Origin of the sequence: Leifsonia sp. 563, assembly GCF_040545055.1 — a bacterium.
GTDB lineage: Bacteria > Actinomycetota > Actinomycetes > Actinomycetales > Microbacteriaceae > Leifsonia.
In genome coordinates this window covers 555,120-581,453 of record NZ_JBEPLE010000002.1, presented here as the reverse complement: position 1 = coordinate 581,453, position 26,334 = coordinate 555,120, and the positions used below count along the sequence as shown (strand labels likewise).

23 protein-coding genes are annotated in these 26,334 nt (G+C 70.2%); 14 read left to right on the top strand and 9 right to left on the bottom strand.

From position 1 onward, the window contains the following. The first annotated feature begins 42 nt into the window (after positions 1–42). Both ABIC47_RS09705 and ABIC47_RS09700 read left to right on the top strand, forming a co-directional pair. Positions 43–1,503: an MFS transporter gene (locus ABIC47_RS09705; RefSeq protein ID WP_354479813.1), complete on the top strand. Its 1,461-nt coding sequence runs from the start codon at positions 43–45 to the stop codon at positions 1,501–1,503. A gap of 2 nt (positions 1,504–1,505) precedes the next feature. Then, positions 1,506–2,300 carry an aminoglycoside adenylyltransferase domain-containing protein gene (locus ABIC47_RS09700; protein ID WP_354479810.1) on the top strand — a complete coding sequence of 265 codons (795 nt, stop codon included), beginning with the start codon at positions 1,506–1,508 and terminating at the stop codon, positions 2,298–2,300. Between the two features lie 18 nt (positions 2,301–2,318). Here the strand turns inward: ABIC47_RS09700 and ABIC47_RS09695 are convergent, their stop codons facing one another. Together ABIC47_RS09695 and ABIC47_RS09690 are read right to left on the bottom strand one after the other, a co-directional pair. After that, positions 2,319–3,023 carry a potassium channel family protein gene (locus ABIC47_RS09695; RefSeq protein WP_354479807.1) on the bottom strand — a complete coding sequence of 235 codons (705 nt, stop codon included), beginning with the start codon at positions 3,021–3,023 and terminating at the stop codon, positions 2,319–2,321. Between the two features lie 10 nt (positions 3,024–3,033). Next, positions 3,034–3,807: an SDR family oxidoreductase gene (locus ABIC47_RS09690; protein ID WP_354479804.1), complete on the bottom strand. Its 774-nt coding sequence runs from the start codon at positions 3,805–3,807 to the stop codon at positions 3,034–3,036. Between the two features lie 140 nt (positions 3,808–3,947). Here ABIC47_RS09690 and ABIC47_RS09685 point away from each other — a divergent pair, with 140 nt between their 5' ends. The 5 genes from ABIC47_RS09685 (at position 3,948) to ABIC47_RS09665 (ending at position 9,714) form a co-directional block, all read left to right on the top strand. Continuing rightward, entirely contained in the window at positions 3,948–5,270 is a 1,323-nt protein-coding gene (locus tag ABIC47_RS09685; RefSeq protein WP_018190143.1) for a bifunctional o-acetylhomoserine/o-acetylserine sulfhydrylase, read from the top strand. A 155-nt stretch (positions 5,271–5,425) separates the two neighbouring features. Beyond that, positions 5,426–6,631, top strand: a complete 1,206-nt coding sequence (metX, locus tag ABIC47_RS09680; RefSeq protein ID WP_354479801.1) for a homoserine O-acetyltransferase MetX — start codon at positions 5,426–5,428, stop codon at positions 6,629–6,631. Between the two features lie 16 nt (positions 6,632–6,647). After that, positions 6,648–7,814, top strand: coding sequence for a sensor histidine kinase (locus tag ABIC47_RS09675; protein WP_354479798.1), 1,167 nt, complete (start codon positions 6,648–6,650; stop codon positions 7,812–7,814). Next, on the top strand, positions 7,811–9,028 hold the full coding sequence (locus tag ABIC47_RS09670; protein ID WP_018190140.1) for a hypothetical protein: 1,218 nt from the start codon (positions 7,811–7,813) through the stop codon (positions 9,026–9,028). Before ABIC47_RS09675 ends, ABIC47_RS09670 begins: the two co-directional genes overlap by 4 nt. A 32-nt stretch (positions 9,029–9,060) precedes the next feature. Then, entirely contained in the window at positions 9,061–9,714 is a 654-nt protein-coding gene (locus ABIC47_RS09665) for a response regulator (RefSeq protein WP_018190139.1), read from the top strand. Positions 9,715–9,729: 15 nt separating this feature from the next. Here ABIC47_RS09665 and ABIC47_RS09660 read toward each other — a convergent pair whose 3' ends face one another. Genes ABIC47_RS09660 through ABIC47_RS09640 form a run of 5 tightly spaced genes read right to left on the bottom strand, consistent with a single transcriptional unit; the run spans position 9,730 to position 13,849 of the window. Further along, entirely contained in the window at positions 9,730–11,022 is a 1,293-nt protein-coding gene (locus tag ABIC47_RS09660; RefSeq protein WP_354479794.1) for an MFS transporter, read from the bottom strand. 9 nt (positions 11,023–11,031) lie between these two features. Continuing rightward, on the bottom strand, positions 11,032–11,268 hold the full coding sequence (locus tag ABIC47_RS09655; RefSeq protein WP_354479791.1) for a hypothetical protein: 237 nt from the start codon (positions 11,266–11,268) through the stop codon (positions 11,032–11,034). A gap of 1 nt (position 11,269) precedes the next feature. Beyond that, entirely contained in the window at positions 11,270–11,578 is a 309-nt protein-coding gene (locus ABIC47_RS09650; protein ID WP_018190136.1) for a thiamine-binding protein, read from the bottom strand. A 15-nt stretch (positions 11,579–11,593) separates the two neighbouring features. Beyond that, positions 11,594–12,934 (bottom strand): glycosyltransferase family protein, encoded by a 1,341-nt coding sequence (locus tag ABIC47_RS09645; RefSeq protein ID WP_354479787.1) that lies wholly within the window; start codon positions 12,932–12,934, stop codon positions 11,594–11,596. Between the two features lie 57 nt (positions 12,935–12,991). Further along, complete coding sequence (locus ABIC47_RS09640) at positions 12,992–13,849, bottom strand: ADP-dependent NAD(P)H-hydrate dehydratase (protein ID WP_089874907.1); 858 nt, start codon at positions 13,847–13,849, stop codon at positions 12,992–12,994. Between the two features lie 84 nt (positions 13,850–13,933). Here ABIC47_RS09640 and ABIC47_RS09635 point away from each other — a divergent pair, with 84 nt between their 5' ends. After that, a complete protein-coding gene (locus tag ABIC47_RS09635) occupies positions 13,934–14,551 on the top strand; it encodes an HAD family hydrolase (protein WP_354479784.1) in 618 nt (205 codons plus the stop codon). Between the two features lie 8 nt (positions 14,552–14,559). Next, positions 14,560–15,639, top strand: a complete 1,080-nt coding sequence (locus tag ABIC47_RS09630; protein WP_020075359.1) for an NADH:flavin oxidoreductase/NADH oxidase — start codon at positions 14,560–14,562, stop codon at positions 15,637–15,639. A 39-nt stretch (positions 15,640–15,678) separates the two neighbouring features. On the opposite strand, the gene ABIC47_RS09625 is transcribed toward ABIC47_RS09630, so the two are convergent. Beyond that, entirely contained in the window at positions 15,679–16,056 is a 378-nt protein-coding gene (locus ABIC47_RS09625) for a VOC family protein (RefSeq protein ID WP_018190131.1), read from the bottom strand. 229 nt (positions 16,057–16,285) lie between these two features. Between ABIC47_RS09625 and ABIC47_RS09620 the strand changes: the two genes are divergently transcribed. The 4 genes from ABIC47_RS09620 to ABIC47_RS09605 all read left to right on the top strand — a co-directional run bounded on the left by ABIC47_RS09620 (position 16,286) and on the right by ABIC47_RS09605 (position 20,762). Further along, positions 16,286–17,605 carry a hemolysin family protein gene (locus ABIC47_RS09620; protein WP_354480140.1) on the top strand — a complete coding sequence of 440 codons (1,320 nt, stop codon included), beginning with the start codon at positions 16,286–16,288 and terminating at the stop codon, positions 17,603–17,605. Next, on the top strand, positions 17,602–18,639 hold the full coding sequence (locus tag ABIC47_RS09615; RefSeq protein ID WP_020075362.1) for a hemolysin family protein: 1,038 nt from the start codon (positions 17,602–17,604) through the stop codon (positions 18,637–18,639). Before ABIC47_RS09620 ends, ABIC47_RS09615 begins: the two co-directional genes overlap by 4 nt. Positions 18,640–18,699: 60 nt before the next feature. Beyond that, complete coding sequence (locus ABIC47_RS09610; RefSeq protein ID WP_089874901.1) at positions 18,700–19,251, top strand: TetR/AcrR family transcriptional regulator; 552 nt, start codon at positions 18,700–18,702, stop codon at positions 19,249–19,251. 77 nt (positions 19,252–19,328) lie between these two features. After that, positions 19,329–20,762 carry a DHA2 family efflux MFS transporter permease subunit gene (locus ABIC47_RS09605; RefSeq protein ID WP_354479779.1) on the top strand — a complete coding sequence of 478 codons (1,434 nt, stop codon included), beginning with the start codon at positions 19,329–19,331 and terminating at the stop codon, positions 20,760–20,762. A 116-nt stretch (positions 20,763–20,878) separates the two neighbouring features. Here the strand turns inward: ABIC47_RS09605 and guaB1 are convergent, their stop codons facing one another. Beyond that, entirely contained in the window at positions 20,879–22,318 is a 1,440-nt protein-coding gene (gene guaB1, locus ABIC47_RS09600; RefSeq protein WP_018190126.1) for a GMP reductase, read from the bottom strand. 136 nt (positions 22,319–22,454) lie between these two features. Here guaB1 and ABIC47_RS09595 point away from each other — a divergent pair, with 136 nt between their 5' ends. Then, positions 22,455–26,327, top strand: coding sequence for a multifunctional oxoglutarate decarboxylase/oxoglutarate dehydrogenase thiamine pyrophosphate-binding subunit/dihydrolipoyllysine-residue succinyltransferase subunit (locus ABIC47_RS09595; RefSeq protein WP_354479775.1), 3,873 nt, complete (start codon positions 22,455–22,457; stop codon positions 26,325–26,327). Positions 26,328–26,334 lie beyond the last annotated feature (7 nt).

The window sequence follows — 26,334 nt, the reverse complement described above, 5'->3', positions numbered from 1 at the left end:
TGCTCTACCGTACCGGGGCCACCCGGGTGTTAGCATCCGCGCATGACTTCGGAGAAGACGTCGGCCCAACGCCGGGCGGCGGTCGTCATCGGCACCACGGCGGGCCTGATCGGCTGGCTCGCCCTCGTCGAGCTGACCAGCGGCATCCTGCAGGGGTACTACGTCCCACTGATCTCCGACATCGTGAAGCACCTCGGCATCCACGACGCCGACTACAACTGGTTCGAGGCCGCCCAGCTGCTCGTCTCCGCCCTGGTGGTGCCCGTGCTGGCGAAGCTCGGCGACATGTTCGGGCACAAGCGGATCCTGCTGATCGCCACCGCCGTGACCGCCCTCTCGACGTGGTGGCTCGCCTTCGCGGGCGACTTCACGACCTATCTGCTGGCGTTCGCGCTGCAGGGCTTCTACGTGGTCTGGCTTCCGCTGGAGGTCGCGCTGATCTTCGACCGCGGACGCCGCAGCGGGACGGCCGCGTCGGGCACGCGACGCGCGGCCGGTCTGCTCGTCGTCGCCCTGGAGGCCGGGGCGATCGTCGGCGCGGTGGGCGCCGGACTGCTCTTCGAGGCCCTCGGCGGGGATGTGACGCTCACCCTCCTGGTGCCGGCGGTGGCGGTCACGCTCGTGTTCTTCGCGATCCTCTTCGGCGTTCCCGAGTCGGAGCCCGTTCCCGGCCGCAGCCTCGACGGCGTCGGCTTCAGCTTGCTGGCGCTCGGCCTGCTCCTGATCACCTCCGGCCTCACCTTCCTCCGACTCAACGGTGTCGGGACGTGGTGGGTGTGGGTGCTGATCGCGGTCGGCGTGCTCGCGTTCCTCCCGTTCGGGCGTTGGGAGCTGCGCCAGGCCGACCCCGCCATCGACCTGCGCGTGCTCCGCCGCCCCACCATGTGGCCGGTGCAGCTCACCGCCGGCCTGATCGGGATCAGCCTCCTCGGCGCGCAGGCGCCGCTCAGCACGTATGCGGGCACGGATCCGGCGAACGGCTACGGGCTCGGGCTCTCGGCCGGCCAGCGCAGCATCCTGATCGGCGCCTATCTCATCTCGATGATCGTCGGCGCCCTGCTGTTCCCGCTCGTGTCGTCGTGGCTGACGCCGCGGGTCACCCTGATCGTCGCCGCCTTCCTCGTCGCGATCGGCTACCTGATGTTCCTGCCGTTCCACCTCCAGACCTGGGAGGTGTTCACCAACATGGCGATCGCAGGAATCGGCTCCGGAGCGCTCGTCGGCGCGCTCCCCGCAGCGGCCGCGGCGGCCGCACCGCGCGGGCAGACCGGCGTCGCCACCGCCCTGACGAACACCACCAAGACCATCGGCGGATCGTTCGCGTCCGCCGTCTTCGGTGTCGTGCTGCTCGCGGGCGCCGCCACCGTGACGGCCACGGCCGCCAGCCTCTTCGGCTACATGCTCGTCTGGACCATCTGCGGCCTCGGCGCCCTCGTCGCTGCAGTGCTCCTCTTCTTCGTGCCGCGGCTCGCGTTCGCGGATCCCGAACCCGCCCTGGAGTGACCATGTCCGAGCAGCAGCTCCCGCCCGCCGTCGCCGACGCGCTCACCGCGTTCCTCCTGGAGCAGAGACGCCTCGCGCCCGGACTCGTGAGCCGCGCGATCGTCACCGGCTCCGCCGTCGCCGGGGACTGGCATCCGGGAGTAAGCGACATCGATGTCGTGTTCGTCGTGACCCGCGACCCGGTCGACGACCTCCCCGCGCTCGCGGAGCTTCACGCCTCCTCCCAGCCGCACATCGACGGCGTCTATCTGACCGAGTCGGAGATCGCTCGTGGGCCGGATGTGGTCCAGACCGCTCCCCAGGTGGTCGAAGGCGTGCTGGTCTCCGCGCTCGCGGGCGCGCAGCTCAGCTGGATCACCTGGCGGGAGCTGGAGTCTGGCGTTCAGGGCATCGTCGACGGCGGCGACGTCATCTGGTCGCCGGTCGCCGACCGCCACCCGCAGACCGCGGAGGGGGTCGTCGCGTTCTCGCGCGACAACCTGCTCGACTACTGGCAGCGGATCGGCGACGGCCTCGAGGCGGAGATCGCCGACAGGCCGGACGACGGCCCCGTGCGCGCAGAGACCGTGCGCTGGGTGGCGCTCGGCCCCATCCGGCTGGTCGCCACCATCGAGACGGGCGAGGTGCTCTCGAAGACGGCCGCCGCCGCGTTCGCCGCCGAACGCTGGCCGGAGCACGCCGAGCTTCTCGAGCGGGCGGTGCGCGACCGGGCGGGCGAGCGTCAAGAGTTCACGGTGCGGGACGCGCGCCAGGCCATCCAGCTGCTGCGGGCGTGTGTGGCGGTCGCCGACGGCTGATGAGCTTGGGCCACCGCGTCAGCTCGGGGCGTCGTTCTCCTCCTCCGGGCCGGGATGCGCGTCGTGCGGCCGCGGCTCGTGGTGGCGCAGGTGCTGCGTGCGGTCGTTCAGGTAGCTGACGATCGTCGCACTCGAGGTTCCGACGATCACGATGCCGCCGATCATCAGGATCACCGCGAGGACGCGTCCTGGGACCGTGACGGGGTAATAGTCGCCGTAGCCGACCGTCGCCATCGTCACGCAGGCCCACCAGACCGCGTCTCCGAAGCTGCGGATGTTCGATCCCTCCGCGTACCTCTCCACCCGGAACTCGGCCAGCGAGATCACGTAGATGAACATGATCACGGCGGTGCCCGCGATGATGATCACCCGCCTGCGCAGGTGGGAGGCGGTGTTGCCGCGCAACGCGCGGACGTGGCGGAGGCCGGTCAGCAGACGGAACGGCCGGGCGAGCGGCAGGAACACGCTCAAGAGGTCGATCAGCGAGTGCCGGACGAAGTCGCCCTTGTGCTCGGCGAGGACGAACCGCACGGCGTAGTCGAGCACGAAGAAGGCCCACACCGCCAGCAGCACCACGAGGAGGCCGATGCGCAGAGCCTGCGGCGGGTGCTCCTCCAGCACGCTCCACGAATACGCGACGAGGAACGCGGCCGACGCGACCAACGCGGGCCACGCGGTCGCCCGCTCCCAGCGTTCGCGCTTCCTGTCGTCGGCGATGCTCATGGGGTCCGCCTCAGCCGCGGACCGTCAGCTCGCCCTTGTGCAGCCGGTACGGCGCCGCCTGGGCGACCGGCTTGACCACGATCAGGTCGAGGTCGACGTGGCGGGGGCGGGTGAGCGCGTGGACGATCGTGTCGGCGACGTCCTCGGCCGAGAGCGGCTCGGGCACATCCTCGTAGACGGCATCCCTCCTGGCTTTGTCGCCGCCGAAGCGGACGAGCGAGAACTCCTCCGTCGCCACCATCCCCGGCGCGATCTCGACGACGCGGATCGGCTCGCCGTTCAGCTCCAGCCGCAGCACCTCGGTGAGGGCGTGCTCGGCGAACTTCGCGGCGTTGTACCCGCCTCCGCCCACGTACGTGGTCAGGCCCGCGATGGAGGTGACGACCGCGATGTCCGCGTGGCCCGTCTCGGTCGCGCCGGCCCGCAGCAGCGGGAGGAGGGCGGAGATGACCCGCTTCGTGCCGATGACGTTGATCTCGTACATCCACACCCAGTCGTCGACGCTGGAGGCCTCAACGGAGTCGAGCCCGTGCGCGCCTCCCGCGTTGTTGACGAGCGCGTGGATGCCGCCGGTCGAAGCCAGGTGGTCGCGGAGCGCATCCACGTCTTCCTGCTTCGTCAGGTCGGCGACGACGAACTCGGCGCCGGTCTCGTCGGCCAGCGCCCGCAGGCGGTCCTCCCGGCGGGCCACCGCCACCACGTCCCAGCCCTCGCTCCGGAAGGCGCGGACCGTCGCCGCCCCGATGCCCGAACTCGCTCCCGTCACGACCACACGTCTGCTCATGCCCTCATTGTCGCGGGTTACGGCGTGTTTCGGATACGTTGCCCGCGTGGGACGGCGCGTCTAGCCTGCTGACAACGGCGGTGGCCGACCGCTCGCAGACCCTGCGCACCATGCGCTCACAGACCCGAAGGAGAGACGCCATGACCGACGCCGCAGACTGGCAGTTCGAAACCAAGCAGATCCACTCCGGCGCTGCTCCCGACCCGGTGACCAACGCCCGCGCGACCCCGATCTACCAGACCACGTCGTACGTGTTCAACAACGCGGAGCACGCGAAGAACCTGTTCGCCCTCGCCGAGTTCGGCAACATCTACACGCGCATCCAGAACCCGACCCAGGCGGTCGTCGAGGAGCGCGTCGCCGCGCTCGAAGGGGGCACCGGCGCCCTCCTCGTCGCCTCCGGTCAGGCCGCTGAGACCTTCGCGGTGCTGAACATCGCGCAGGCGGGCGACCACATCGTCTCCTCCAGCTCGATCTACGGCGGCACGTACAACCTGTTCAAGTACACGCTCGCGAAGCTCGGCATCGAGACCACCTTCGTCGAGAACCAGGACGACGCCGAGGAGTGGCGTCGCGCGGTCCGCCCGAACACCAAGCTGTTCTTCGCCGAGACCATCGGCAACCCGAAGATCAACATCCTCGACATCGCCCTCGTCGCCGAGGTCGCGCACGAGGCGGGCGTCCCGCTGATCGTCGACAACACGATCGCGACGCCGTACCTGATCCGCCCGTTCGAGCACGGCGCCGACATCGTCGTCCACTCGGCGACCAAGTTCCTCGGCGGTCACGGCACGGTCATCGGCGGCATCATCGTCGACGGCGGCTCGTTCGAATGGTCGAAGAACGTCGAGAAGTTCCCGGGCCTCACCGAGCCGGACCCGTCGTACCACGGCGCCAGCTACACCGCAGCGGTCGGAGACGCGCTCGCCTACATCATCAAGGCGCGCGTGCAGCTGCTCCGCGATCTCGGTGCGGCGATCGCACCGGCGAGCGCCTGGCAGCTCATCCAGGGCATCGAGACGCTGTCGCTCCGCGTCGAGCGTCACACGCAGAACGCGCAGGAGATCGCCGAGTTCCTCGAGTCGCACCCCGATGTCGCGTCGGTCAACTACTCGGGTCTGCCGACCAGCCCGTGGTACGCGACCGCCAACAAGTACGCCCCGAAGGGTGTCGGCGCGGTGCTCTCGTTCGAGCTCAAGGGCGGTGTGGATGCGGGCGCTGCCCTCGTCGACAACCTCTCGCTGTTCAGCCACCTGGCGAACATCGGCGACGTCCGCAGCCTCGTCATCCACCCGGCGTCGACCACGCACTCGCAGCTCACGCCCGAGCAGCAGCTGACCGCCGGCGTCACCCCGGGCCTCGTCCGCCTCTCGGTGGGTCTGGAGAATGTCGACGACCTGAAGGCGGACCTCTCCGCGGGCCTCGCCGCTGCGCGCTCCGTCGCCGAGGCCGCCCGCGCGTAACCCCCCGCCCCTCCGCTCGGCGCCCACCGTCGAGTACGCAAAAACTGCACGCGAAACTCGGGTTTCGCGTGCAGTTTTTGCGTACTCGACGGTGGGTGGGAGTGCGCGGCGTAACAGAGCAAGGGCGGAGCGCGACGTCCGGGAGAATGAGCGGTATGGAGTGGCAGACATCCGCCGACACGGCGCCGTCGAGTTTCATCACGGAGGCGCAGGCGAGGACGCTGCTCGGGAAGCCGCCGGCGAGCGGCGCCTGGAAGGAGTCCGATCCGGCCGGCGACCGGCAGTTCGCCGGGATCGGTGCGTTCTCCTTCGAGAGCGGCGAGACCCTCCCGTTCGTCCGAGTCGCCTACGAGACCTGGGGCACGCTGTCGCCGGAGCGCGACAACGCCGTGCTGGTGCTGCACGCCCTGACCGGTGACTCGCACGCAGTCGGCCCCGCCGGTCGCGGCCACCGCACGGCCGGCTGGTGGCAGGGCATCATCGGACCCGGCAAGGCGATCGACACCGAACGCTGGTACGTCGTGGCGCCGAACATGCTGGGCGGCTGCCAGGGCACGACCGGTCCCGCCTCCCTCGCCCCGGACGGCGCCGAGTGGGGCGCCCGCTTCCCGTTCACGACCATCCGCGACCAGGTCGCCGCGCAGGCAGCTCTCGCGGACGCCATCGGGCTGGACCGCTGGGCTGCGGTCGTCGGCGGCTCGATGGGCGGGATGCAGGCCCTGGAGTGGGCGGTCATGTTCCCGGAGCGCGTCGAACGGCTCGCTGTGATCGCCGCTCCCCCGTATTCGACCGCCGACCAGATCGCCCTCAACTCGGTCCAGATCGAGGCGGTGCGCACCGACCCGCTGTTCCGCGGCGGCCAGTACTACGACGCGGAGGACGGCGACGGCCCGCACCGCGGACTCGCGCTCGCGCGGCGGATGGCCCTGCTGAACTACCGCAGCCCGTCCGAGCTGAACGAGCGCTTCCAGCGGGCATGGCAGAGCGAGATCAGCCCGCTCGGCGGCGGCGGACGGTTCGCCGTCGAGTCGTACCTCGACTTCCACGGCAACAAGTTCACGCGCCGCTTCGACGCGAACAGCTACATCACGCTGGTGGAGGCGATGAACTCCCACGACGTCGGACGCGGGCGCGGAGGCCTCGCCGCAGCGCTGTCACGCGTGACCGCGCGCACCCTCGTCGTCGGCATCGACAGCGACCGCCTGTTCCCGGTCGAGGGACAGGAGCAGATCGCCTACCATGTTCCGGTCACGCTGGACGGTAGAGTTCCAGTGGTGATCCGGTCGGACTTCGGCCACGACGGGTTCCTGATCGAGGACGACGCCGTCAGCGCCCAGTTGAGGCGACTGCTCGACGTGTGACGGAGGACGGAGGGGCATGTCGCGCATCCAGAAGGAGCGTGATCGACTCCTCGCTGCGACGGCCCGCACCGTCGGGCTGACGGCCACGGTCACAGCGCTCTTCTGCCTGAGCATCCCGGGCTCCCTTCCGCTCCCCCTGTACCTCGCGTCGCTGGTGCTCATCGTGTGCCTCGGCTACGCGCAGTGGCAGCTGGCCGGCCTGCTGCGACTGACCCTGTGGATGTGGGTCATCGTGGTCGCGGGCGTCGCGCTCATCCTCATCCACCTGCTGCCGGGAACCGCCCTCGGGCCGTCCGCGATCAGCGCTGTCAGCGTGATCGGCGCGGCATCGGTCGCGTGCGTGTGCGTTGTCGGTGTGAGCTCCCGCAGCCGGCTCGTGCTGCTGGTGGCGGCCGCGGCACTGACGGTGACCGCGCAGGGCGTCACTCTCGGGGTGACCCAATCCCGCATGGTCGAGACGCTCGTGTTCACGATGACCGGGTGGATCGCCCTCACCGCCACCGGCGTCTGGCTCTCCCGCACCGTCCCGCGGACCCTCAAGCGCATCTCGACGATGAGCCGCGCCTATCGGGTCGAGCGCCAGGCGAGCGAGACGGAGGCCCGCCGTCGCCAGAGCGCGCGACTGCTGCACGACACGGTGCTGGCGACGCTCACGCTCCTCGCGCACTCCGGTGTCGGCGTCAGCCACGGCGCCCTCCGCGAGCAGGCCGCCGAGGATGCTGCTCTTCTGCGCCAGCTGCGGCTCGGCTTCACGCCCGACCCGGCCCGGTCCGGCGACTACAAGCTCAAGCCGGTCGAGGAGTCCACGCTGGGCAACACGCTCGAGTCGGTGAAGCAGCGCTTCCGCCGCATGGGGCTCGAGGTGAACTGGCACGGCGCCGGTCAGGTGCTGCTCCCCAGCGACGTCCTCGACGCGTTCCTCCTCGCCCTCGGCGAGTGCCTGGAGAACGTACGCAGGCATTCGGGCGTTCTCGAGGCGCACGTGACAATCACGGACGACGAGACGAACGTGCGCGCCATGGTGACGGACGCCGGCAAGGGATTCGACGTCGCCTCCATCGACACCGGGAGGCTGGGCTTCACCGAGTCGATCGTGGCGCGCCTCCGCGACGTGGGCGGCAACGCCCGCCTGTTCTCGTCGCCCGGCAGCGGGACGACCGTCGTGCTGGAGGTGCCGAAGTGACCCGGGTCGACGAGCGGACCGTTCCCCGCAGCCCGCTGGCGCGCGGCGCCGCCGGGGACGAGCGGGATGCGCTCGGCCGCGCACGTCTCGACCTCGGCTTCAACGTGGCGACGGTCGCCTTCATCGCGTTCCTGCTCACGCTGTTCGGCCTGAACATCGCCGAGTACCCGCTGCTGGGCTTCACGGTGACCGCCTGGGTGCTGGTGGCCGTGACCCTCGTGGCCGCCCTCGTCCTCCGTTTCCGGCTGCCCGACGAGCTGCCGTCGTGGCTCTTCCTGGGTGCCTTGGGCGTCTGGGCCGCCGCCGTGGCGCTGGACATCGCGGGCACCTGGCCGATCGGCGGGGCCATCGTCCCCCTGACGGCGGCCGCCGCCGTCGGCCCGACGCTGCTGCTGTGCGTTCCGGTGCGCCCGGCCCGCGACATCGTCCTCGCCACGGCGGTGCTGGGGGTCGTGCTCGCCGTCGTCGAGATCTGGAGGTCGCTGCCGAACCTGCAGCTCCTCGGTCCGGGTCTGGTCACGGTCGCCATCGCGGTCGCGCCTCCGCTCGTCGGCGTGCAGATCGTGCGGTCGCTCCGCACACTGGTGCAACTGGAGCTCGATCTCGTCCAGGTGCAGAGCACGGTGGTCTCCCCCGGCTACGCCATCGGGATGCTGGCCTCCGAAGAGCTCGCCCGCCTCGACCTCGCCGCCGAGCGACTGCTCGACGGCGTCGCCACGGGCCGCACGGCGCTGCCGCTCGACGAGGACACCGCCGACGCCGCGGCCTCGATCGCGACGGAGCTGCGCCTCCACCTCATCCAGGGCCGCCGGGAGACGTGGCTATACCACGCCGTCACGGAGTCCGCCCTCCTCGGGCCGTCGGTGACGCTGACCGACCCGGACGGGCTCGCCGCCGGCCTCAACCGCGAGCAGCGCGACGGCCTCCTCACCGCGGTCTGGCTGCTCATCAGCGACCCGGTCCGCAGCGGGGCCGGCCAGCCGCGGACGCTGACCCTCGATCTGACACGACCGGTCGGCACCTACCCGAGAACGGCGAATCCTGGGGCCACAATGGCTATCGTGATCTCGACCAGCGGTGTGCCGCGAAACGGGGTAGACCCCGCGGCATGGCAAGCTATCCGTAAAGTGGGCCGCTACGTCGAGTCGTTCTCGGGTTCGACCCTGCGCATCGAGATCACGACGGTGAGCGACACATCAGCCGAGCTGGTCTGACCCAGCTGGTTCGATACAGAGAGAGGCACCCCATGGCCGAGGAACCCCCGATCCGGATCGCGATCGTCGACGACCACAAGATGCTGCTGGGAGCACTGACCGAGTGGATCCGCAGTGCAGCGGACGACATCAGCATGGTCGCAGCCGTCGCGAGCTGGCCGGAGCTGCTGACGCATCCCGAGTTCCCGGTGGACGTCGTCCTCCTCGACCTCGACCTCAAGGACAACATCCCGATCTCGCTGAAGCTCTCGACACTGAAGACGACCGGTGTCGCCACGGTGCTGATGAGCACCTACTCGGAGCCCGCGGTGGTCCGGGAGGCGCTGGCGGCCGGGGCGATGGGCTACCTGGTGAAGAGCGAGGATGCGGAGATGATCGTCGAGGCGATCCGCGCCGCCCGCAAGGGCGAGTCGTTCATCTCGGCCGAACTCGACCTGGCGCTCAACGCCGGCGAGGTCGGCGGCGCCCCCAAGCTGAGCGCGCAGGAGCGTCGCGTGATGGCGCTCTACGGCGCCGGTGAGCCGGTCAAGGCGGTCGCCTTCCAGCTGGGCATCTCGGACGAGACCGCCAAGAGCTACCTCAAGCGCATCCGCGAGAAGTACCGCGTGGCGGGCTACGACGTCGGCACCAAGGTCGCCCTGCGCAAGCGCGCCATCCAGGACGGCATCCTGCTGCAGAACGACTGACGGAACCCGCGTCCGTCAGTCGACGGGCGCGGAGACCGGGGTCCGCTCCGGCCGCTGAGCCGCGACCGAACCGGTGGCGACACCGCGCCGGATGCGCGACCGGTCGATGCCGAACGAGATCAGCGCCAGCGCGATGCCGCCGAGGGCGAGCAGTCCGCCGACGACGACCGGCGACAGGTAGCCGAGACCGGCCGCGATCGTCAGGCCGCCGAAGAACGCTCCGGCGGCGTTCGCGATGTTGAGCGCCGAGTGGTTGAGCGCCGCGGCGATCGACTGGCTGTCGCGCGCCACATCCATGAGCCGGGTCTGGATGGTCGGCGAGAGCGCCGAGCACGCTCCGGACACGACGAACACCGAGATCAGCAGGCCGGGGATGGTGGATGCGGTCAGCCAGAGGGCCGCAAGGCCGACCAGCAGGATCGCGAAGAACAGCAGCATGCTGCGCGGGACGCTGTGGTCGGCCGCACGCCCGCCGAGGATGTTGCCGACCGTCATTCCGAGGCCGGCGAGCACGAGGACCAGCGGAACAGTCGACTCGGGCATCCCGGTGATCGTCGTGACGATGGGCGCGATGTACGTGTACACGGCGAAGAAGCCGCCGAAGCCGACAGCGCCGATGAGCAGCGCGAGCCACACCTGCAGCCGGGTGAACGCCCGCAGCTCGTTCTTCATGGTCGCCTTGGCGTCGCCCGCCTGCCAGGGCACCAGCAGCGCGACGGCGGCGAACGTCAGCGCGAAGATCGCGGCGACGACGAGGTAGGCGATGCGCCATCCGCTGTGCTGGCCGATCCACGTGATCGTCGGAACGCCGATCACGTTGGCGATCGTCAGGCCCGACAGCACGAAGGCGACCCCGCGCCCGCGCTTGCCCGGCCCCATCAGCGAGGCGGCGACGAGCGAAGCGATGCCGAAATAGGCACCGTGAGGCAGCGCAGAGATGAAGCGCGCGAGCATCACGAGCTGGAACGTCGGGGCGACCGCCGAGGCGAGGGTGCCGACAGTGAACGCCACGAGCAGCCAGAGCAGCAGCTTCTTACGCGGCCAGCGCGCGGCGACCGCCGCGATCGTGGGCGCGCCGACCACCACGCCGAGCGCGTACGCCGAGATGATCCAACCGGCCTGCGCGTTGGCGTCGGTCGGCGAGGCGGCGTACAGCTGCGGCAGCAGATCGTGCGCGATGTTGGGCAGCAGGCCCATCGCGACGAACTCGGTCGATCCGATGCCGAATCCACCGAGGGCGAGCGCCAGCAGCGCAAGACGGATACGGGCCGACGACAGCTTCGTCGGCCCGTCGATAAGCGGGGTCACCGCACCAGCCTATATCGAATCGTTTCGACCCGCGGCGGCCGCGGCCGTCTGCTCCTCGAAGAACTGGGCGACATCCACGTCGCGGGTCTCCTCGGGCTTCGACACCCCGGCCCGCACCGCGCCGACGATGGCGACGACGACGCAGCCCAGCAGGACGCCGCCCACCAGCACCGCGACGATGATCAGGAAGGGTCCGAACTGCACGAACAGGCCGAAGAGCAGGAGCAGGAGGGTGTCGACATCCACGTCAGTCGCCTCGCTCCAGCGCGGCCTCGAGCCGCTGGACCTTGCCGTCGAGCTCGCCGGAGTACCCGGGACGGATGTCCGCCTTCAGCACGAGGGAGACGCGCGACCCGTATCGGCCGACCGCCTCGGTGGCGCGGCGGACGACGTCGAAGACCTCGTCCCACTCCCCCTCGATCGTCGTGAACATCGCGTCCGTACGGTTCGGGAGGCCCGACTCGCGCACCACGCGCACGGCCGCGGCGACCGCGTCGTGCACCGACGCGTCCGCTCCCTCACCGCCGCTCGGCGCGACAGAGAACGCCACCAGCATGTCTTCCTCCTTTTTCTAGCGTGCGCTTCCGCCGACCGGCTCGGGATGCGCTCCCGGGGCCGAGCGGAACGGCCACGCGTGGGCCGGAACCAGGTCGCCTGCCGCCTCCTGGCGGTGACGCCGGCGCCAGAGCGCCGCAACGGTCCACCCCAGTATCACGAAGTACATGACGTTGCGCACGGTCAGCACGGCGACCATCCCCGGGTCCGGCACGAGCAGCCAGTCGTACAGGAAGGGATAGAAGACCTGGGTGAGCCCCGCGGTGACCAGCACCAGGAGCGCCGGGATGCGGAACCCCCGGCCCTGATAGACCAACCCGATGACGACGGGCGCGGCCAGCCACACGACGTACTGCGGTGAGCCGACCTTGTTGAAGGCGATGAATGCGGTCACCAGAGCGAGCGACAGCTCCGGGAGGATCCGCGTGTACGGGGTGCCCCTCCGGTACGCCCGGACGCCGATCAGCAGCACGACGATCGCGGTCGCCGCGAACAGCGGGTTCATGAGCGCGCCGGCCGCGGCGGTTCCCTGACCGCTGACCTGGAACGTGAGCAGCTGGCGGTCGTAGTAGACCTCTGCACCCGGGACGTGGAACGCGGCCTGCCACATCCAGAACGTGCTAACGGGCGCCTCGATCTGGAGCCCGCGGTCGGTCTGCATGGTGATGAAGCTCAGGATGTGCCAGCCGGCACCGAAGATCAGAGGCACGGCCGCGATCACCGCGGAGGTGACCACGGCGACGAGCACGATGTGCCGGCGCGAGCGCAGGGCGACGACCGCGGCGAGCAGGACGGCGGCCGGCCACACCTTGATCCACGTCGCCGCGGTCAGCACGACGACCGCCGCGCGCTCGTGCAGGGTCAGCCAGAGCAGCCCGACGATCGCGAGGGAGGCGGAGACCGAGTCCAGGCGCCCGACGGCGATCGGCCCCAGCAGGAGCAGGAAGGCCAGCCACCACCAGGCCGCGATCAGACGGCGCGGCTCGCGGCCGACGATCAGCACGGCGAAGGCCGCCGCGTTCAGCAGCAGCACCATGTTGAGCCACGCCCAGACATAGCCGTCCGCGCCGAACAGCAGCGGCAGCATGACCGGCACGATCGCGCCGAAGGGATACACCCAGTCGGAGTCGACGCCGACGATCTGGGTGCCCTGCGCCGCGAGCTGGGCCCAGGGCTTGTAGACGAGAAAGACGTCGCCGAGGCCCTTGCCCTGGTCGAGGGCGAGGCCGCTGATGATCAGGTGGACGGCGAGGAACGCGATCCACAGCGACAGCGGGCTGTAGGCCACCCGCTGCAGCAGGCCGGGCTGTGCCCGAGGGGTCGGCGCGGCGCTCAGCGGCACCGCATCCATCCCCATAGCGCCACATCCTAGGGGATGCGGTGGGCGCCTTCCTGAACCGCGCTGCGCGGTCTCTCAGCCCGCCGCACGCACCAGCTCGCGCACCACCCCGGGGAGCTCCCCAACGATGTCGAGGGCGACGATCGGCCCGCCGTCGGACGCCCGCTCCCCCGCCCGACCGTGCACCCACGCGGCGGTCGCGGCGAGCGCGGCGAGCGCCGTGTGGCCGTCCTCGTCGATCTCGCGGGCATGCGTCGCCACAAGGGCGCCCAGCACGCCGCCCAGCACGTCGCCGCTCCCGGCCGTCGCAAGCCACGCAGGACCGGCGGTGACGGCGTACCGCGGCCCGCCGGGCGCCGCGACGTACGTCGTGTGTCCTTTGAGCAGGACGGTCACGCCCAGGCTCTCAGCGGCACGGATGGTCCAGCCGGCCGGGTCTGCCGCGATGTCGTCGGCGGTCACCGCATCCGAGTCGTCGTCCGCCCCGGCGGCGAGCACCGTCGCCAGCTCGCGGAAGTGCGGCGTGACGACGACCGGCGCGGAGGCGCGACCGACGAGGTCGAGGGCTCCTGCGTCGATCACGAGCGGCGTCCCGTCGCGGAGGGCCGAACGCAGGCGCTGCGCGTCGTCCGCTGGACGGCTGGCCGCATCCATGCCGGAGCCGATCAGCCAGCCCTGCACGCGTCCGGGGGCGGTCACGACCTCAGGTCGGCGGCGCATCACCTGCTCGGCCGGGCGGTCGGCGCCGAGGTAGCGGATCATGCCGACACCGGTGCGCGAAGCGCCCTCCACCCCGAGCACCGCCGCGCCGGGGTAGCGGTCGGATCCGGTCACCACCCCGAGGACACCGCGCGAGTACTTGTCACTCGACTCCTGCGGCACGGCGATCCATGCCGCGGCATCCCGTTCGTCCCAGTTCTGCCAGTCGGTCATCGGCGCCTCCCGTCGTCGCTCCTGTCGGCCGCACACCGGCCCAGGCCCATCGAACCCCTACCGACCTCACGATAGGTTGTGAGCATGGCGATCAGCATCCCCGGAAAGGTGATCGTGTTCGACTACGGCGAGGTCATCTCGGTGACCCCGTCCGACGAGGACCGCGCTGCCCTGACCGAACTCGCGGGCGGCGACCCGCACGTGTTCTGGCCGGCGTACTGGCGACACCGGGATGCGCTCGACCAGGGCACACTGAGCATCCAGTCGTACTGGCGCGGCATCGAGCGCGAGCTCGGCGAGAACTGGGGCGACGCGAAGATCCACCGGCTGTGGCTCGCCGATTTCCGGAGCTGGCTCACGATCGACCACGACACCCTCCAGGTCCTCCTCGACCTCAAGGAGGGCGGCACGCGGATGGCGCTGCTCTCGAACGCGGGCCGCGACTTCGGCTCCTACTTCCGTCACGGGACCCTCGGCGACCTGTTCGAGAAGGTGTTCGTCAGCGGAGAGCTCGGCACCATCAAGCCCAGCGCGGAGATCTTCCAGCACGTCCTCTCCGAACTCGGGGTGACGCCGGAGCAGACGGTCTTCATCGACAACAAGGAGGCGAACGTCCGCGGCGCCGAAGCGCTCGGGATCTCCGGGCACGTGTTCACATCGCCGAGCGGCCTCCGGGCATATCTGGAGGGTCTCGGCGCTTAGATGGAGGTATGCCCTCTCTCTTCGATCCCCTGACCCTGCGCGGCGTCACCGCCCGCAACCGCATCTGGACCTCGCCGATGTGCCAGTACTCGGTGCTCGACCAGTCGGGCGTCCCCGGCACGTGGCACCTGATCCACCTGGGATCGTTCGCGACCGGCGGCAGCGGCATCGTCTTCACCGAGGCGACCGCGGTCAACCCGGAGGGGCGGATCAGCCCGCGCGACACCGGCATCTGGACGGACGAGCAGCGGGACGCCTGGAAGCCGATCACCGCGTTCATCGAGAGTCAGGGCGCCGTTCCCGGCATCCAGCTCGGGCATGCCGGCCGCAAGGCGTCGTCGTGGCCGGCGTGGGGCTTCGAGGGCCGCACCGGCTCCGTCCCCGAGGCGGAAGGCGGCTGGCGGACGGTCGCACCGTCTCCCATCGCTTTCGACGGGCTCGACACTCCCGACGAGCTGGATGCGGCCGGTCTCGACACGATCGTGGACGACTTCCGCTCGGCCGCGCGCCGGTCGGTCGAGGCGGGCTTCCGGGTGATCGAGCTGCACGCGGCACACGGCTACCTGCTGCACCAGTTCCTCTCCCCGATCTCCAACCGGCGGACCGACGAGTACGGCGGATCGCTGGAGAACCGTGCACGGCTGCTCCTTCGCATCATCGCGGCGGTCCGCGAGGAGGCGCCGGACGCGCCTCTCTTCGTCCGCTTCTCCGCGAGCGACTGGACCGAGGGCGGATGGGACGAGGACCAGACCGCGACGGTGGCCGCGTGGGCCGAAGAGGCCGGAGCCGACTTCTTCGACATCTCCAGCGGCGGCATCCAGGCCGGCATCCGCATCCCGCTCGGCCCCGGCTACCAGGTGCCGTTCGCCCACCACGTGCGCAGCACCTCCGACGTGGATGTGAGCGCGGTCGGGCTCATCACCTCGCCGCAGCAGGCGGCGGAGATCGTGGAGAGCGGCCAGGCGGACGCGGTCATGCTTGCGCGCGAACTCCTGCGCGACCCGCACTTCCCGCTGCGGGCCGCTCACGAGCTCGGCGTCGAGATCGGCTACTGGCCGCCGCAGTACCTCCGCGCACGCTGGCGCTGAGCTGCGCGCCGGCCGTCGCGCCGGTCGTTGCGTCGGCGGTCAGGCCGGTTCTGTGAGGCAGAGGTAGTTGCCCTCGCTGTCCTGGAACCACGCCGACCGGCCCATGTCGTCCGTCGCGATCCCGTTCTCGGTGTGCAGACCGGGGAAGTCGTAGTCCGCGAACGTGACTCCCCGCTCCCTCAGGTGGGCCATCGTGGCCTCGATGTCCGGCGTCAGCCAGCACATCGCCGTGTTCTGTGCGGTGCCGGCGTTCCCGGTCTCATACACGAAGATCTTCGCCTCAGACCCGGTGCCGTACAGCACACCGCCCTCGGTCGTCCGCTCCGGTTCGAGTTCCAGCTTGTCGCGGTACCACTCGATGGCCCGCTGCAGGTCGGAAGCAGGAAGGACGGAGTACGTCACATAAGACTCCAACATGGGGATCCTCCTTCATCCAGGCGGCACCATACGCGCGTGCGACGCGTTCGGGGCCACTGGAATCGAGGGTCTACGCCGGCTGGGAATCCGCCCCGGAAACCCCGGCTCCAGCGCATCCCGCCTCGATATACTGGCGGGCAAATGGACGACCCTCCCTCTGCCAGCCCGTTGCCCGTGTCGAGCCCGCTGGGATGCGAGCGAGGTGACGGCCGTGCTCTATGAGTGGATCATGCTCGCCGTCGGCCTGCTGCTGACCGTCGGGACCGGGCTCTTCGTCGCCAGCGAGTTCGCCCTCGTCAACCTCGATCGCGGTGATCTGGAGGCACGTCGCGAGCGGGGCGAGTCGCGCCTCAGCATGACCATCGCCGCGCTGAAGATCACCTCGACGCACCTGTCGAGCGCACAGCTCGGCATCACGCTGACAACGCTGCTCACCGGTTACACGATGGAGCCGGCCATCAGCTCGCTGCTGCGCGGACCGCTCACGGCGACCGGGCTGCCGGAGGGCGCCGTCACGCCGATCGCGTCCGTCGTGGCGATCGCCGTCGCGACGCTGCTGTCGATGATCCTCGGCGAGCTCGTGCCCAAGAACTTCGCCCTCGCCCTTCCGCTCGCGACGGCCAAGCTGGTGATCCCGTTCCAGACGGTGTTCACGACGGTGTTCCGGCCGTTCGTCGCCCTGCTGAACGGCACCGCGAACGGGATCCTCCGTCTGCTCGGCATCGAGCCGAAGGAGGAGCTGTCCGGTGCGCGCACCGCCGACGAGCTGTCGTCGCTGGTGCGCCGGTCGGCGAGCGCCGGTGTCCTCGAGGAGGACACCGCCACCCTGCTCAGCCGCACGCTGGCCTTCTCGAGCCGCACCGCTTCGGATGTGATGACGCCCCGGCCGCGCATCGAAGCGGTGCAGCGCACCGACCCGGCCCAGGCCGTCAGCGAGCTGGCCAGGAAGACCGGGTACTCGCGGTTCCCGGTGATCGGCGACGACATCGACGACGTGCTCGGCGTCGTCCACGTCAAGCAGGCCGTCGCCGTCCCCCGGCAGCGACGCTCGCGTGTGCCCGCTTCCGCCCTGATGACCGACCCGCTGCGCGTTCCCGAGACGATGGGTCTCGACACGCTGCTCGGCGAGCTGCGCGCCCGCGGGTACCAGCTCGCGGTCGTCGTCGACGAGTACGGCGGCACCTCGGGCATCGCGACGCTGGAGGACCTCGTCGAGGAGATCGTCGGCGAGGTGGCGGACGAGCACGACCGCACGCGAGCGGGCGTCATCCGCGGGCGTGACTCGATCACCTTCCCCGGCATCCTGCGCCCGGACGAGCTGGAGGAGCGCGCCGGCGTCACCGTCCCCGAGGAGGGGCCGTACGAGACCGTGGCCGGCTTCGTCATGAACGAGCTCGGCCGGCTGCCGAAGGTCGGCGACGAGGTCGCGATCGACGGCGGCACCCTGCGCGTCGAGCGCCTGGACGGCCGCCGGGTCGACCGCATCCGCTACACGCCCGATCCGGTGCCCGTCACCGAGGGCATGAACGGAGAGGGGGGCGGCTCATGAGTGACTGGGCCGGAATCGCCTGGCTGGTCGTGCTGCTCGCGGTCAACGCCTTCTTCGTCGGCGCCGAGTTCGCCGTGATCTCCGCACGCCGCTCCCAGATCGAGCCCCTGGCGGAGCGCGGGAAGCGCAGCGCCAAGACCGCTCTGTACGCCATGGAGCACGCGACGCTGATGCTCGCCACGACGCAGCTCGGCATCACCGTGTGCTCGCTGCTGATCCTGAACGTCTCGGAGCCGGCGATCCACCACCTGCTGGAGGTGCCGCTGCACGCGACCGGGTGGTCCGAGGAGGTCATCGGCACCATCGCGTTCATCGTCGCGCTGATCGTCGTGTCGTTCCTGCACGTCGTGTTCGGCGAGATGGTCCCGAAGAACATCTCGTTCTCGATGCCCGACAAGGCCGCGCTGCTGCTGGCTCCGCCGCTCGTCGGCATCGGCCGTGCCGTCCGCCCGATCATCGTCGCCCTGAACGCGACGGCGAACGCGGTGCTGCGCCTGTTCCGGGTGGAGCCGAAGGACGAGGCGGCCAGCACCTTCACCCTCGACGAGGTCGCGACGATCGTGTCGCAGTCGACCCGGGAGGGCGTGCTGACGGACCGCACCGGCGCCCTGACGGCGGCATTCGAGTTCACCGAGAAGAAGGTTCGGGATGTCGCGGTCGCGCTCGACGCGCTCGTGACCCTTCCGTCCGCCCCGACTCCCGCCGACGTGGAGAAGGCCGTCGCCAAGCACGGTTTCTCGCGCTACGTCGTGCCGGACGCCGACGGCGAGCCGACCGGCTACCTGCACCTCAAGGACGTGCTCGACCTGGAGGAGACCGGCTTCGAGCTCCCGGTGCCGGCCAAGCGCATCCGTCGCCTGGTGACCGTCTTCGCCGGCAGCGATCTGGAGGACGCCCTGGCCACCATGCGCCGGTCCGGCAGCCACCTGGCCCGGGTCGTCGACGCGGAAGGCGCCACCGCCGGAGTGCTGTTCCTGGAGGACATCATCGAGGAGCTCGTCGGCGAGGTCCAGGACGCGACCCGGCGCACCTGAGCCGGCTCTCCCCCACAAACTTCTTGACCTCGTCGCAAGAGTGAGTGTACAGTCACTCACATGGCACGAACACTCTCCACCGCAGACGACCGACGCGAGGCGGTGCTCGACAGCGCTATCGCCGTCTTCGCCGTCGGCGGTTACCTGGGCACCCCCATCGCGGCGGTCGCCAAGGACGCGGACATCTCCCCGGCTTATGTCTTCAAGCTCTTCCCGAGCAAGGAGGGTCTGTTCGTGGCCGCGCTGGAGCGCTGCTTCGAGCGGATCGAGAACGCGCTGGAGTCCGGCGCCCGGAGCGCCGACGGCGAGACGCCGACGGTGATCCTCGACCGGATGGGCGACGCGTACGCGGAGCTCATCGGAGACCGCTCGCTCCTGATGCTGCAGGTGCACGCCCAGTCCGCCTCGGACGTCCCGGAGATCCGGGAGGCGCTCCGGCGCGGACTCGCCCGGATCACGCGCTTCGCCACGATCCGATCAGGCGCCGAGCCCGACGCCGTCCAGCGCTTCATCGCCTACGGGCAGCTGTGCCACCTGGTGGTCACGGCCGGCCTGGAGGACGTGCCCGAGGAATGGGCACGAACGCTCACGAACGGCATCCAGCACCCCTGATCCCCCCTTCGACCCCACCGCCATCACCCGGCTCCCAAGAGTGATTGATCGATCACTCACAACGAAAGGACAGTCCCATGGAAACGTCTCTCGCCACCGCGGCGGCACCTGCCGCCGCGACCACTCCCCGCAGCACGCACCGCTGGTGGGCGCTCAGCGTGCTCGCCCTCGCACAGTTCCTGGTGGTGCTGGACGCATCCATCGTCAACATCGCGCTACCGACCGTCGGCACCGCCCTCGGTCTGGACACCGCAGCGCTCGCCTGGGTGGTGACCGCCTATGTCCTGCCTTTCGGCGGTCTCCTCCTGCTCGGCGGACGTCTCGCCGACCGGTTCGGGCACCGCCGGGTCTTCCTCATCGGCGTCGCCGGCTTCGCATTGGCGTCGCTCGCGGCCGGTCTCGCCGTGAACGGCACCATGCTCCTGGGGGCACGAGCCGTTCAGGGCGCGTTCGCCGCCCTGCTGGCGCCCGCATCCCTCGCTCTCCTCACGCAGCTCTTCCCCGACGCCGAGGCGCGCGGGAAAGCACTGGGCCTGTGGGGTGCGGTGGCCGGGATGGGCAGCGCGGCCGGCGTCCTGCTCGGCGGTGTGCTCACCGCGGCCTTCGGCTGGTCCGCCGTCTTCTTCGTGAACGTGCCCGTCGGCATCCTCGTGCTCGCGGTCATCCCGTTCCTCATCAACCGCGACCCGGCCGGCGATGCCGAGCGGATGGATGCGGCAGGGGCCGCGACCGCGACCCTCGGACTCGCGGCGGCCGTCGCAGCCCTCAGCGAGGGCGGCACGCTCGGCTGGACGAACCCGATCGTCCTGGGGCTCGCTGCCGCCGCGGTCGTCCTCCTCACCGCGTTCGTGCTGATCGAACGCCGTACCGCCCACCCCCTGCTGCCGTTCTCCTTCTTCCGCAATCGCGACGCCCTCGCCGGCGACATCGTGATGCTGCTGGTCGGCGGCGCCACGGTCGCGCTGTTCTTCGCGCTCTCGGTCTACCTGCAGGAGGTGCTGCACCTGGATGCGCTGTCCGCCGGACTCAGCCAGCTGCCCCTCGCCATCGCGCTCGTCGCGATCGCCGGTGTGATCCCGGCCGTCGTCGCCCGGGTGGGTCTGCGCACGACGCTCGCCGGTGCGCTCGTCGTGCTCGCCGCCGGGGTCGTGTGGTTCGCCCTCGCCGGGAGCACCGGATTCATCGCCGGGTTCATCCTGCCGAGCATCGTGATCGGTCTCGGTCTGGGCGCCTCCTTCGTCACTGTCACCCAGCTCGCCGTCCGTGGTGTGCCGGAGTCGGAGTCCGGCCTCGCCAGCGGTCTGGTCAACACCGCGCAGCAGATCGGCGGCGCGCTCGGCCTCGCCGTCCTCGGCGGCATCGCCTCCGCCCGCACCTCCGCGCTTCTGGACGCGGGAAGCACCGGGTCCGACGCCGCCGCCGGCGGATTCCTCCTGCTGTTCCTGGGCACCGCGGTTCTCGCGGTCGTCGGTGCGGCGATCACGGCACTGGTCCGCTCCCGCTCCAACTGACCCTCCGGCCTCCGACCCTCCGACCCTCCGTCGAGTACGCACAAACTGCACGCCAGCCACACGCTCGGCGTGCAGTTTGTGCGTACTCGACGGTGGGGGGATGGAGGCGCCGGGGGCTACCAGCTGACGGGGAGCGCCTTGCCCTCCTCGTAGCCGGCGGCGGACTGGATGCCGACCAGTGCGCGCTCGTGGAACTGCGCGAGGGTGCGCGCGCCGGCGTACGTGAACGAGCTGCGCACGCCGGTCGTGATCATGTCCAGCAGATCCTCGACGGACGGCCGCAGCGGGTCCAGGTAGATGCGCGAGCTCGAGATGCCCTCGGCGAAGAGCTCCTTTCGGGCGAGCTCGTAGGCGTCGAGCCGCTCGAACCGGCCCTTCACCGCCTTCGTGGATGCCATGCCCCAGCTCTCCTTGTAGAGGCCGCCGTTCGCGTCGCGGTCGAGCATGCCGGGCGCCTCGATCGTCCCGGCGAACCAGGAGCCGATCATGACGGATGCGCCACCGGCGGCGAGCGCCAGCGCGACGTCGCGGGGGTAGCGCACACCGCCGTCCGCCCAGACGTGCGCCCCGAGCTCGCGCGCGGCGGCGCTGGTCTCGAGCACCGCGGAGAACTGCGGACGGCCGACGGCCGTCATCATGCGCGTCGTGCACATCGCGCCGGGGCCCACGCCGACCTTCAGGATGTCGGCGCCCGCCGCGACGAGGTCGCGGACGGCCTGCTCGGTTACCACGTTCCCCGCGACGATCGGCAGGCCGAGACCCAGCTCCTTGACGGTGCGGATCGCGCGGATCATGCCGTCCTGGTCGCCGTGCGCCGTGTCGATGACGAGCACGTCGACGCCCGCTGCGGCGAGCGCCTTCGCCTTGCCTGCCACGTCGCCGTTGATGCCGACTGCCGCGGCGACGCGGAGCCGGCCGTGCGCATCCAGCGCCGGCGTGTAGATGGTGGAGCGGAGGGCGCTGCGCTTCGACAGCGTTCCGACGACACGGCCGTGGTCGAGGACCGGCGCGAAGTCGATGCCGGCCGCATCCATCACCTGGAACGCCGCGCGCCCGTCGGACAGGTCCTCCGCATCGAGCGAGGTCAGGGCGCCGTGCAGCAGATCGCCGACCCGCGCGTCGGCGAGCGCCGACCCGAGCTGGACGGCCGCGAGGCAGCCGAGGTACGCGCCGTCGTCGCCCGTGACGACGATGCCGTGCCCTTCGACAGCCGGGATGCGGCGGAGCACGTCGGCGACGCTCTCATCGGGGTGGGCCTCGTACGGGGTGTCGAACATCACCGGCTGCGCCTTCACCCAGCGGATCGCCTCGTCGAGGTCCTGCAGGTGCATGTCCTGCGGGAGGACGCCGAGACCGCCGCGGCGAGCGAGGGTGGCGGCGAGCCGCTTCCCGGTGACCGAGTTCATGTTCGCGGACACGATCGGGATGGTCGCACCGGTGCCGTCGTTGGGAGCGAGGGACACGTCGAGACGGCTCGTGACGTTCGACCGCGACGGCACGAGGAAGACATCCGAGTAGGTGAGATCGTGGCGCGGCGATGTTCCATAGAACTGCATGGGAATAACGCTATCCCGCTCGGCTGAGCGCCCGCACGCGAGTACCGATGGGATTAGGCTTGAGGATCGGATGGAAGCGGGCGGTGACAGGCCGCCCGCTCACGACGAAATCGATGGAGAGAGTGGGCGATCGGCTGTGTCGAGCCAATTGACCGGAGTAGGGACCGAAGACGGCGCCGCGGGCGAATTCGGAGCCAACGAATGGCTGGTGGACGAGCTGTACGAGCAGTTCGTGCACGACAAGAACTCGGTCGACAGGTCGTGGTGGCCCATCCTCGAGAACTACCACCCGGCGGTGAAGGACGAATCGATCCCGTCGCCCGGTGAGACCCCGACGGAGACGCCGTCGGAGCCCACCATCCCGTCCCCGTCGGAGCCGACGGCCCCAAGCCCGGCCGAGCCGACGGTCCCGACCCCGTCGGAGCCGACGGCGCCCGGCCCGTCCGAGCCGTCGACACCGGCTCCCCCGACGGGCGGTGCCCCGGCCCCGCACCCGAACGAGCCGAAGCCCGTCACCACGCCCATCCCGGTGATCGGACAGCAGCCCGTCGCCCGCACGACCTCGGTCGCGCCCAAGCCGCAGCCGGTTCCCGCCGACGCCCCGGTGACCGCCCCGAACGCGACCGTCGAGGCCGCCGAAGAGGACAAGGTCACCCCGCTGCGCGGCATGTCCAAGACGCTCGCCACCAACATGGATGCGTCGCTCACGGTGCCCACCGCGACCAGCGTCCGCACCATCCCGGCGAAGCTGATGATCGACAACCGCATCGTCATCAACAACCACCTGAAGCGCGCCCGCGGCGGCAAGGTCTCCTTCACCCACCTCATCGGCTGGGCGCTCATCCAGGCGCTCAAGGAGTTCCCGAGCCAGAACGTCTACTACGACGAGGTCGACGGGAAGCCCTCCGTGGTGGCCCCGGCCCACATCAACCTCGGCATCGCGATCGACATCCCGAAGCCCGACGGCACGCGCGCGCTGCTCGTCCCGAGCATCAAGCGGGCCGACACCATGCGCTTCGGCGAGTACCTCGCCGCGTACGAGGAGCTCGTCAGCAAGGCCCGCAACAACAAGCTCGCCGCCGGCGACTTCGCGGGCACCACGCTCTCGCTCACCAACCCGGGCGGCATCGGCACCGTCCACTCGGTCCCGCGTCTCATGAAGGGGCAGGGCTGCATCATCGGCGCCGGCGCCCTCGAGTACCCGGCCGAGTTCCAGGGCTCCAGCGAGAAGACGCTCGCCGGCCTCGCGATCGGCAAGACGATCACGCTGACCAGCACCTACGACCACCGCGTCATCCAGGGCGCCGGCTCGGGCGAGTTCCTCAAGATCGTGCACGAGATGCTGATCGGGAAGCGCAACTTCTACGAGGACATCTTCGCCGAGCTGCGCATCCCCTACATGCCGATCCACTGGAACCCGGACATCAGCGTCGACCTGGCCAGCGCCGTCGACAAGACGGCCCGCGTCCAGGAGCTGATCAACTCCTTCCGGGTGCGCGGCCACCTGATGGCCGACATCGACCCGCTCGAGTACAAGCAGCGGTCGCACCCCGACCTCGAGATCGAGAGCCACGGCCTCACCTTCTGGGACCTCGACCGTGAGTTCGTCACCGGCCAGTTCGGCGGCGACAAGCGCAAGATGAAGCTGCGCGACATCCTCGGCGTGCTGCGCGACTCCTACTGCCGCACCGTCGGCATCGAGTACATGCACATCCAGGACCCGGCGCAGCGCAAGTGGTTCCAGGACAAGCTGGAGCGGCCGTACGAGAAGCCGACCCACGACGAGCAGCTGCGCATCCTCGGCAAGCTCAACGAGGCCGAGGCGTTCGAGACCTTCCTGCAGACCAAGTACGTCGGCCAGAAGCGCTTCAGTCTGGAGGGCGGCGAGTCCACGATCGCGCTGCTCGACTCCATCCTGCAGGGCGCTGCGGAGGCCGGGATGGACGAGGTCGCCATCGGGATGGCGCACCGCGGCCGCCTCAACGTCCTCACCAACATCGCGGGCAAGACCTACGGTCAGATCTTCCGCGAGTTCGAGGGGACGCAGGACCCGCGGACCGTCCAGGGCTCCGGCGACGTCAAGTACCACCTGGGCACCGAGGGCACCTTCAAGGGTGCCGGCGGCGAGGAGATCCCGGTCTACCTGGCCGCGAACCCCTCGCACCTGGAGGCCGTCGACGGCGTCCTGGAGGGCATCGTCCGCGCGAAGCAGGACCGCCGCCCCGCAGGCACGTTCCTGACCCTGCCGATCCTCATCCACGGCGACGCGGCGATGGCCGGTCAGGGCGTCGTGGTCGAGACCATGCAGATGTCGCAGCTGCGGGCGTACCGCACCGGCGGCACCATCCACGTCAACATCAACAACCAGGTCGGCTTCACGACCCCTCCCGGCGAGGCCCGCAGCTCGGTGTACTCGACCGACGTGGCCAAGACCATCCAGGCGCCGATCTTCCATGTGAACGGCGACGACCCCGAGGCCGTCGTCCGTGTCGCGGAACTCGCGTTCGCCTACCGCCAGGAGTTCAAGCGCGATGTCGTCATCGACCTCGTCTGCTACCGCCGCCGCGGTCACAACGAGGGCGACGACCCCTCGATGACCCAGCCGCTGATGTACAGCCTCATCGAGGCGAAGCGGTCCGTCCGCCGCCTCTACACCGAGGCGCTCGTCGGCCGCGGCGACATCACCGAGGAGGAGTACGAGCAGGCGCACCGCGACTTCCAGGACCGCCTCGAGCGCGCGTTCATGGAGACGCACGCGGCTCAGACCAACTCCACGCCGGTGCTCGACTCCGACGAGTCCGCAGACCTGGAGAAGCCGGCGCAGTCGGACGCCAACGACAACGTCGGCGAGCCGGAGACGACCGCGGTCAGTGAGCAGGTCATCGGCATGATCGGCGACGCGTTCAACAACCCGCCTGCCGGCTTCACCGTCCACCCGAAGCTGCAGCAGCTGCTGAACAAGCGCAGTGAGATGAGCCGCAACGGCGGCATCGACTGGGGCTTCGGCGAGCTGCTGGCCCTCGGCTCGCTGCTGGTGGAGGGCACGCCGGTGCGCCTCGCCGGACAGGATGCGCGCCGCGGCACCTTCGTCCAGCGCCACGCGGTGCTGCACGACCGGGTCAACGGCCAGGAGTGGCTGCCGCTCGCGAACCTCAGCGACAACCAGGCGAAGTTCTGGATCTACGACTCGCTCCTCAGTGAGTACGCGGCGATGGGCTTCGAGTACGGCTACTCGGTCGAGCGCGCGGACGCCCTCGTGCTGTGGGAGGCGCAGTTCGGCGACTTCGCCAACGGCGCCCAGACGATCATCGACGAGTTCATCTCCTCCGCCGAGCAGAAGTGGGGCCAGCGCTCGTCGCTGGTGCTGCTCCTCCCCCACGGCTACGAGGGACAGGGACCGGACCACTCCAGCGCCCGCATCGAGCGCTACCTGCAGATGTGCGCCGAGAACAACATGACCGTCGCGCGTCCGTCGACGCCCGCGTCGTACTTCCACCTGCTGCGCCGACAGGCGTACGCCCGTCCGCGCCGGCCGCTCGTCGTCTTCACCCCGAAGGCGATGCTGCGACTGCGCGGCGCGGCGAGCAACGTGGAGGACTTCACCAACGGCCGCTTCGAGCCGGTGATCGACGATGCGCGCATCAGCGACAAGGGCTCGGTGAAGCGGGTGCTGCTGATGGCCGGGAAGCTCTACTACGACCTCCTCAACGAGCTCGAGAAGAATCCCAACCCGGAGATCGCACTGGTGCGGGTGGAGCAGTACTACCCGCTGCCCGCCGCCGAGCTGAAGGCGGTCGTCGACTCGTACCCGAACGCCGAACTGGTCTGGGTGCAGGACGAGCCGGAGAACCAGGGCGCCTGGCCGTTCATGATCCTCGAGACGTCGAAGCTCGGCCCGCGCCCGCTCGGTGTGGTGTCGCGTCCGCCGTCGGCATCGCCCGCCGCCGGGTCGGCGAAGCGTCACGCTCAGGAGCAGCAGGTGCTGATCCAGCGGGCGCTCACGCTGTAGTCCGCAC

Bases quoted from the DNA above. Each gene is read 5' to 3' on its own strand.
- ABIC47_RS09705 (WP_354479813.1), top strand. From the start codon at position 43: ATGACTTCGGAGAAGACGTCGGCCCAACGCCGGGCGGCGGTCGTCATC.
- ABIC47_RS09700 (WP_354479810.1), top strand. From the start codon at position 1,506: ATGTCCGAGCAGCAGCTCCCGCCCGCCGTCGCCGACGCGCTCACCGCG.
- ABIC47_RS09695 (WP_354479807.1), bottom strand. From the start codon at position 3,023: ATGAGCATCGCCGACGACAGGAAGCGCGAACGCTGGGAGCGGGCGACC.
- ABIC47_RS09690 (WP_354479804.1), bottom strand. From the start codon at position 3,807: ATGAGCAGACGTGTGGTCGTGACGGGAGCGAGTTCGGGCATCGGGGCG.
- ABIC47_RS09685 (WP_018190143.1), top strand. From the start codon at position 3,948: ATGACCGACGCCGCAGACTGGCAGTTCGAAACCAAGCAGATCCACTCC.
- metX (WP_354479801.1), top strand. From the start codon at position 5,426: ATGGAGTGGCAGACATCCGCCGACACGGCGCCGTCGAGTTTCATCACG.
- ABIC47_RS09675 (WP_354479798.1), top strand. From the start codon at position 6,648: ATGTCGCGCATCCAGAAGGAGCGTGATCGACTCCTCGCTGCGACGGCC.
- ABIC47_RS09665 (WP_018190139.1), top strand. From the start codon at position 9,061: ATGGCCGAGGAACCCCCGATCCGGATCGCGATCGTCGACGACCACAAG.
- ABIC47_RS09650 (WP_018190136.1), bottom strand. From the start codon at position 11,578: ATGCTGGTGGCGTTCTCTGTCGCGCCGAGCGGCGGTGAGGGAGCGGAC.
- ABIC47_RS09645 (WP_354479787.1), bottom strand. From the start codon at position 12,934: ATGGGGATGGATGCGGTGCCGCTGAGCGCCGCGCCGACCCCTCGGGCA.
- ABIC47_RS09640 (WP_089874907.1), bottom strand. From the start codon at position 13,849: ATGACCGACTGGCAGAACTGGGACGAACGGGATGCCGCGGCATGGATC.
- ABIC47_RS09635 (WP_354479784.1), top strand. From the start codon at position 13,934: ATGGCGATCAGCATCCCCGGAAAGGTGATCGTGTTCGACTACGGCGAG.
- ABIC47_RS09630 (WP_020075359.1), top strand. From the start codon at position 14,560: ATGCCCTCTCTCTTCGATCCCCTGACCCTGCGCGGCGTCACCGCCCGC.
- ABIC47_RS09625 (WP_018190131.1), bottom strand. From the start codon at position 16,056: ATGTTGGAGTCTTATGTGACGTACTCCGTCCTTCCTGCTTCCGACCTG.
- ABIC47_RS09620 (WP_354480140.1), top strand. From the start codon at position 16,286: ATGCTCGCCGTCGGCCTGCTGCTGACCGTCGGGACCGGGCTCTTCGTC.
- ABIC47_RS09615 (WP_020075362.1), top strand. From the start codon at position 17,602: ATGAGTGACTGGGCCGGAATCGCCTGGCTGGTCGTGCTGCTCGCGGTC.
- ABIC47_RS09610 (WP_089874901.1), top strand. From the start codon at position 18,700: ATGGCACGAACACTCTCCACCGCAGACGACCGACGCGAGGCGGTGCTC.
- ABIC47_RS09605 (WP_354479779.1), top strand. From the start codon at position 19,329: ATGGAAACGTCTCTCGCCACCGCGGCGGCACCTGCCGCCGCGACCACT.
- guaB1 (WP_018190126.1), bottom strand. From the start codon at position 22,318: ATGCAGTTCTATGGAACATCGCCGCGCCACGATCTCACCTACTCGGAT.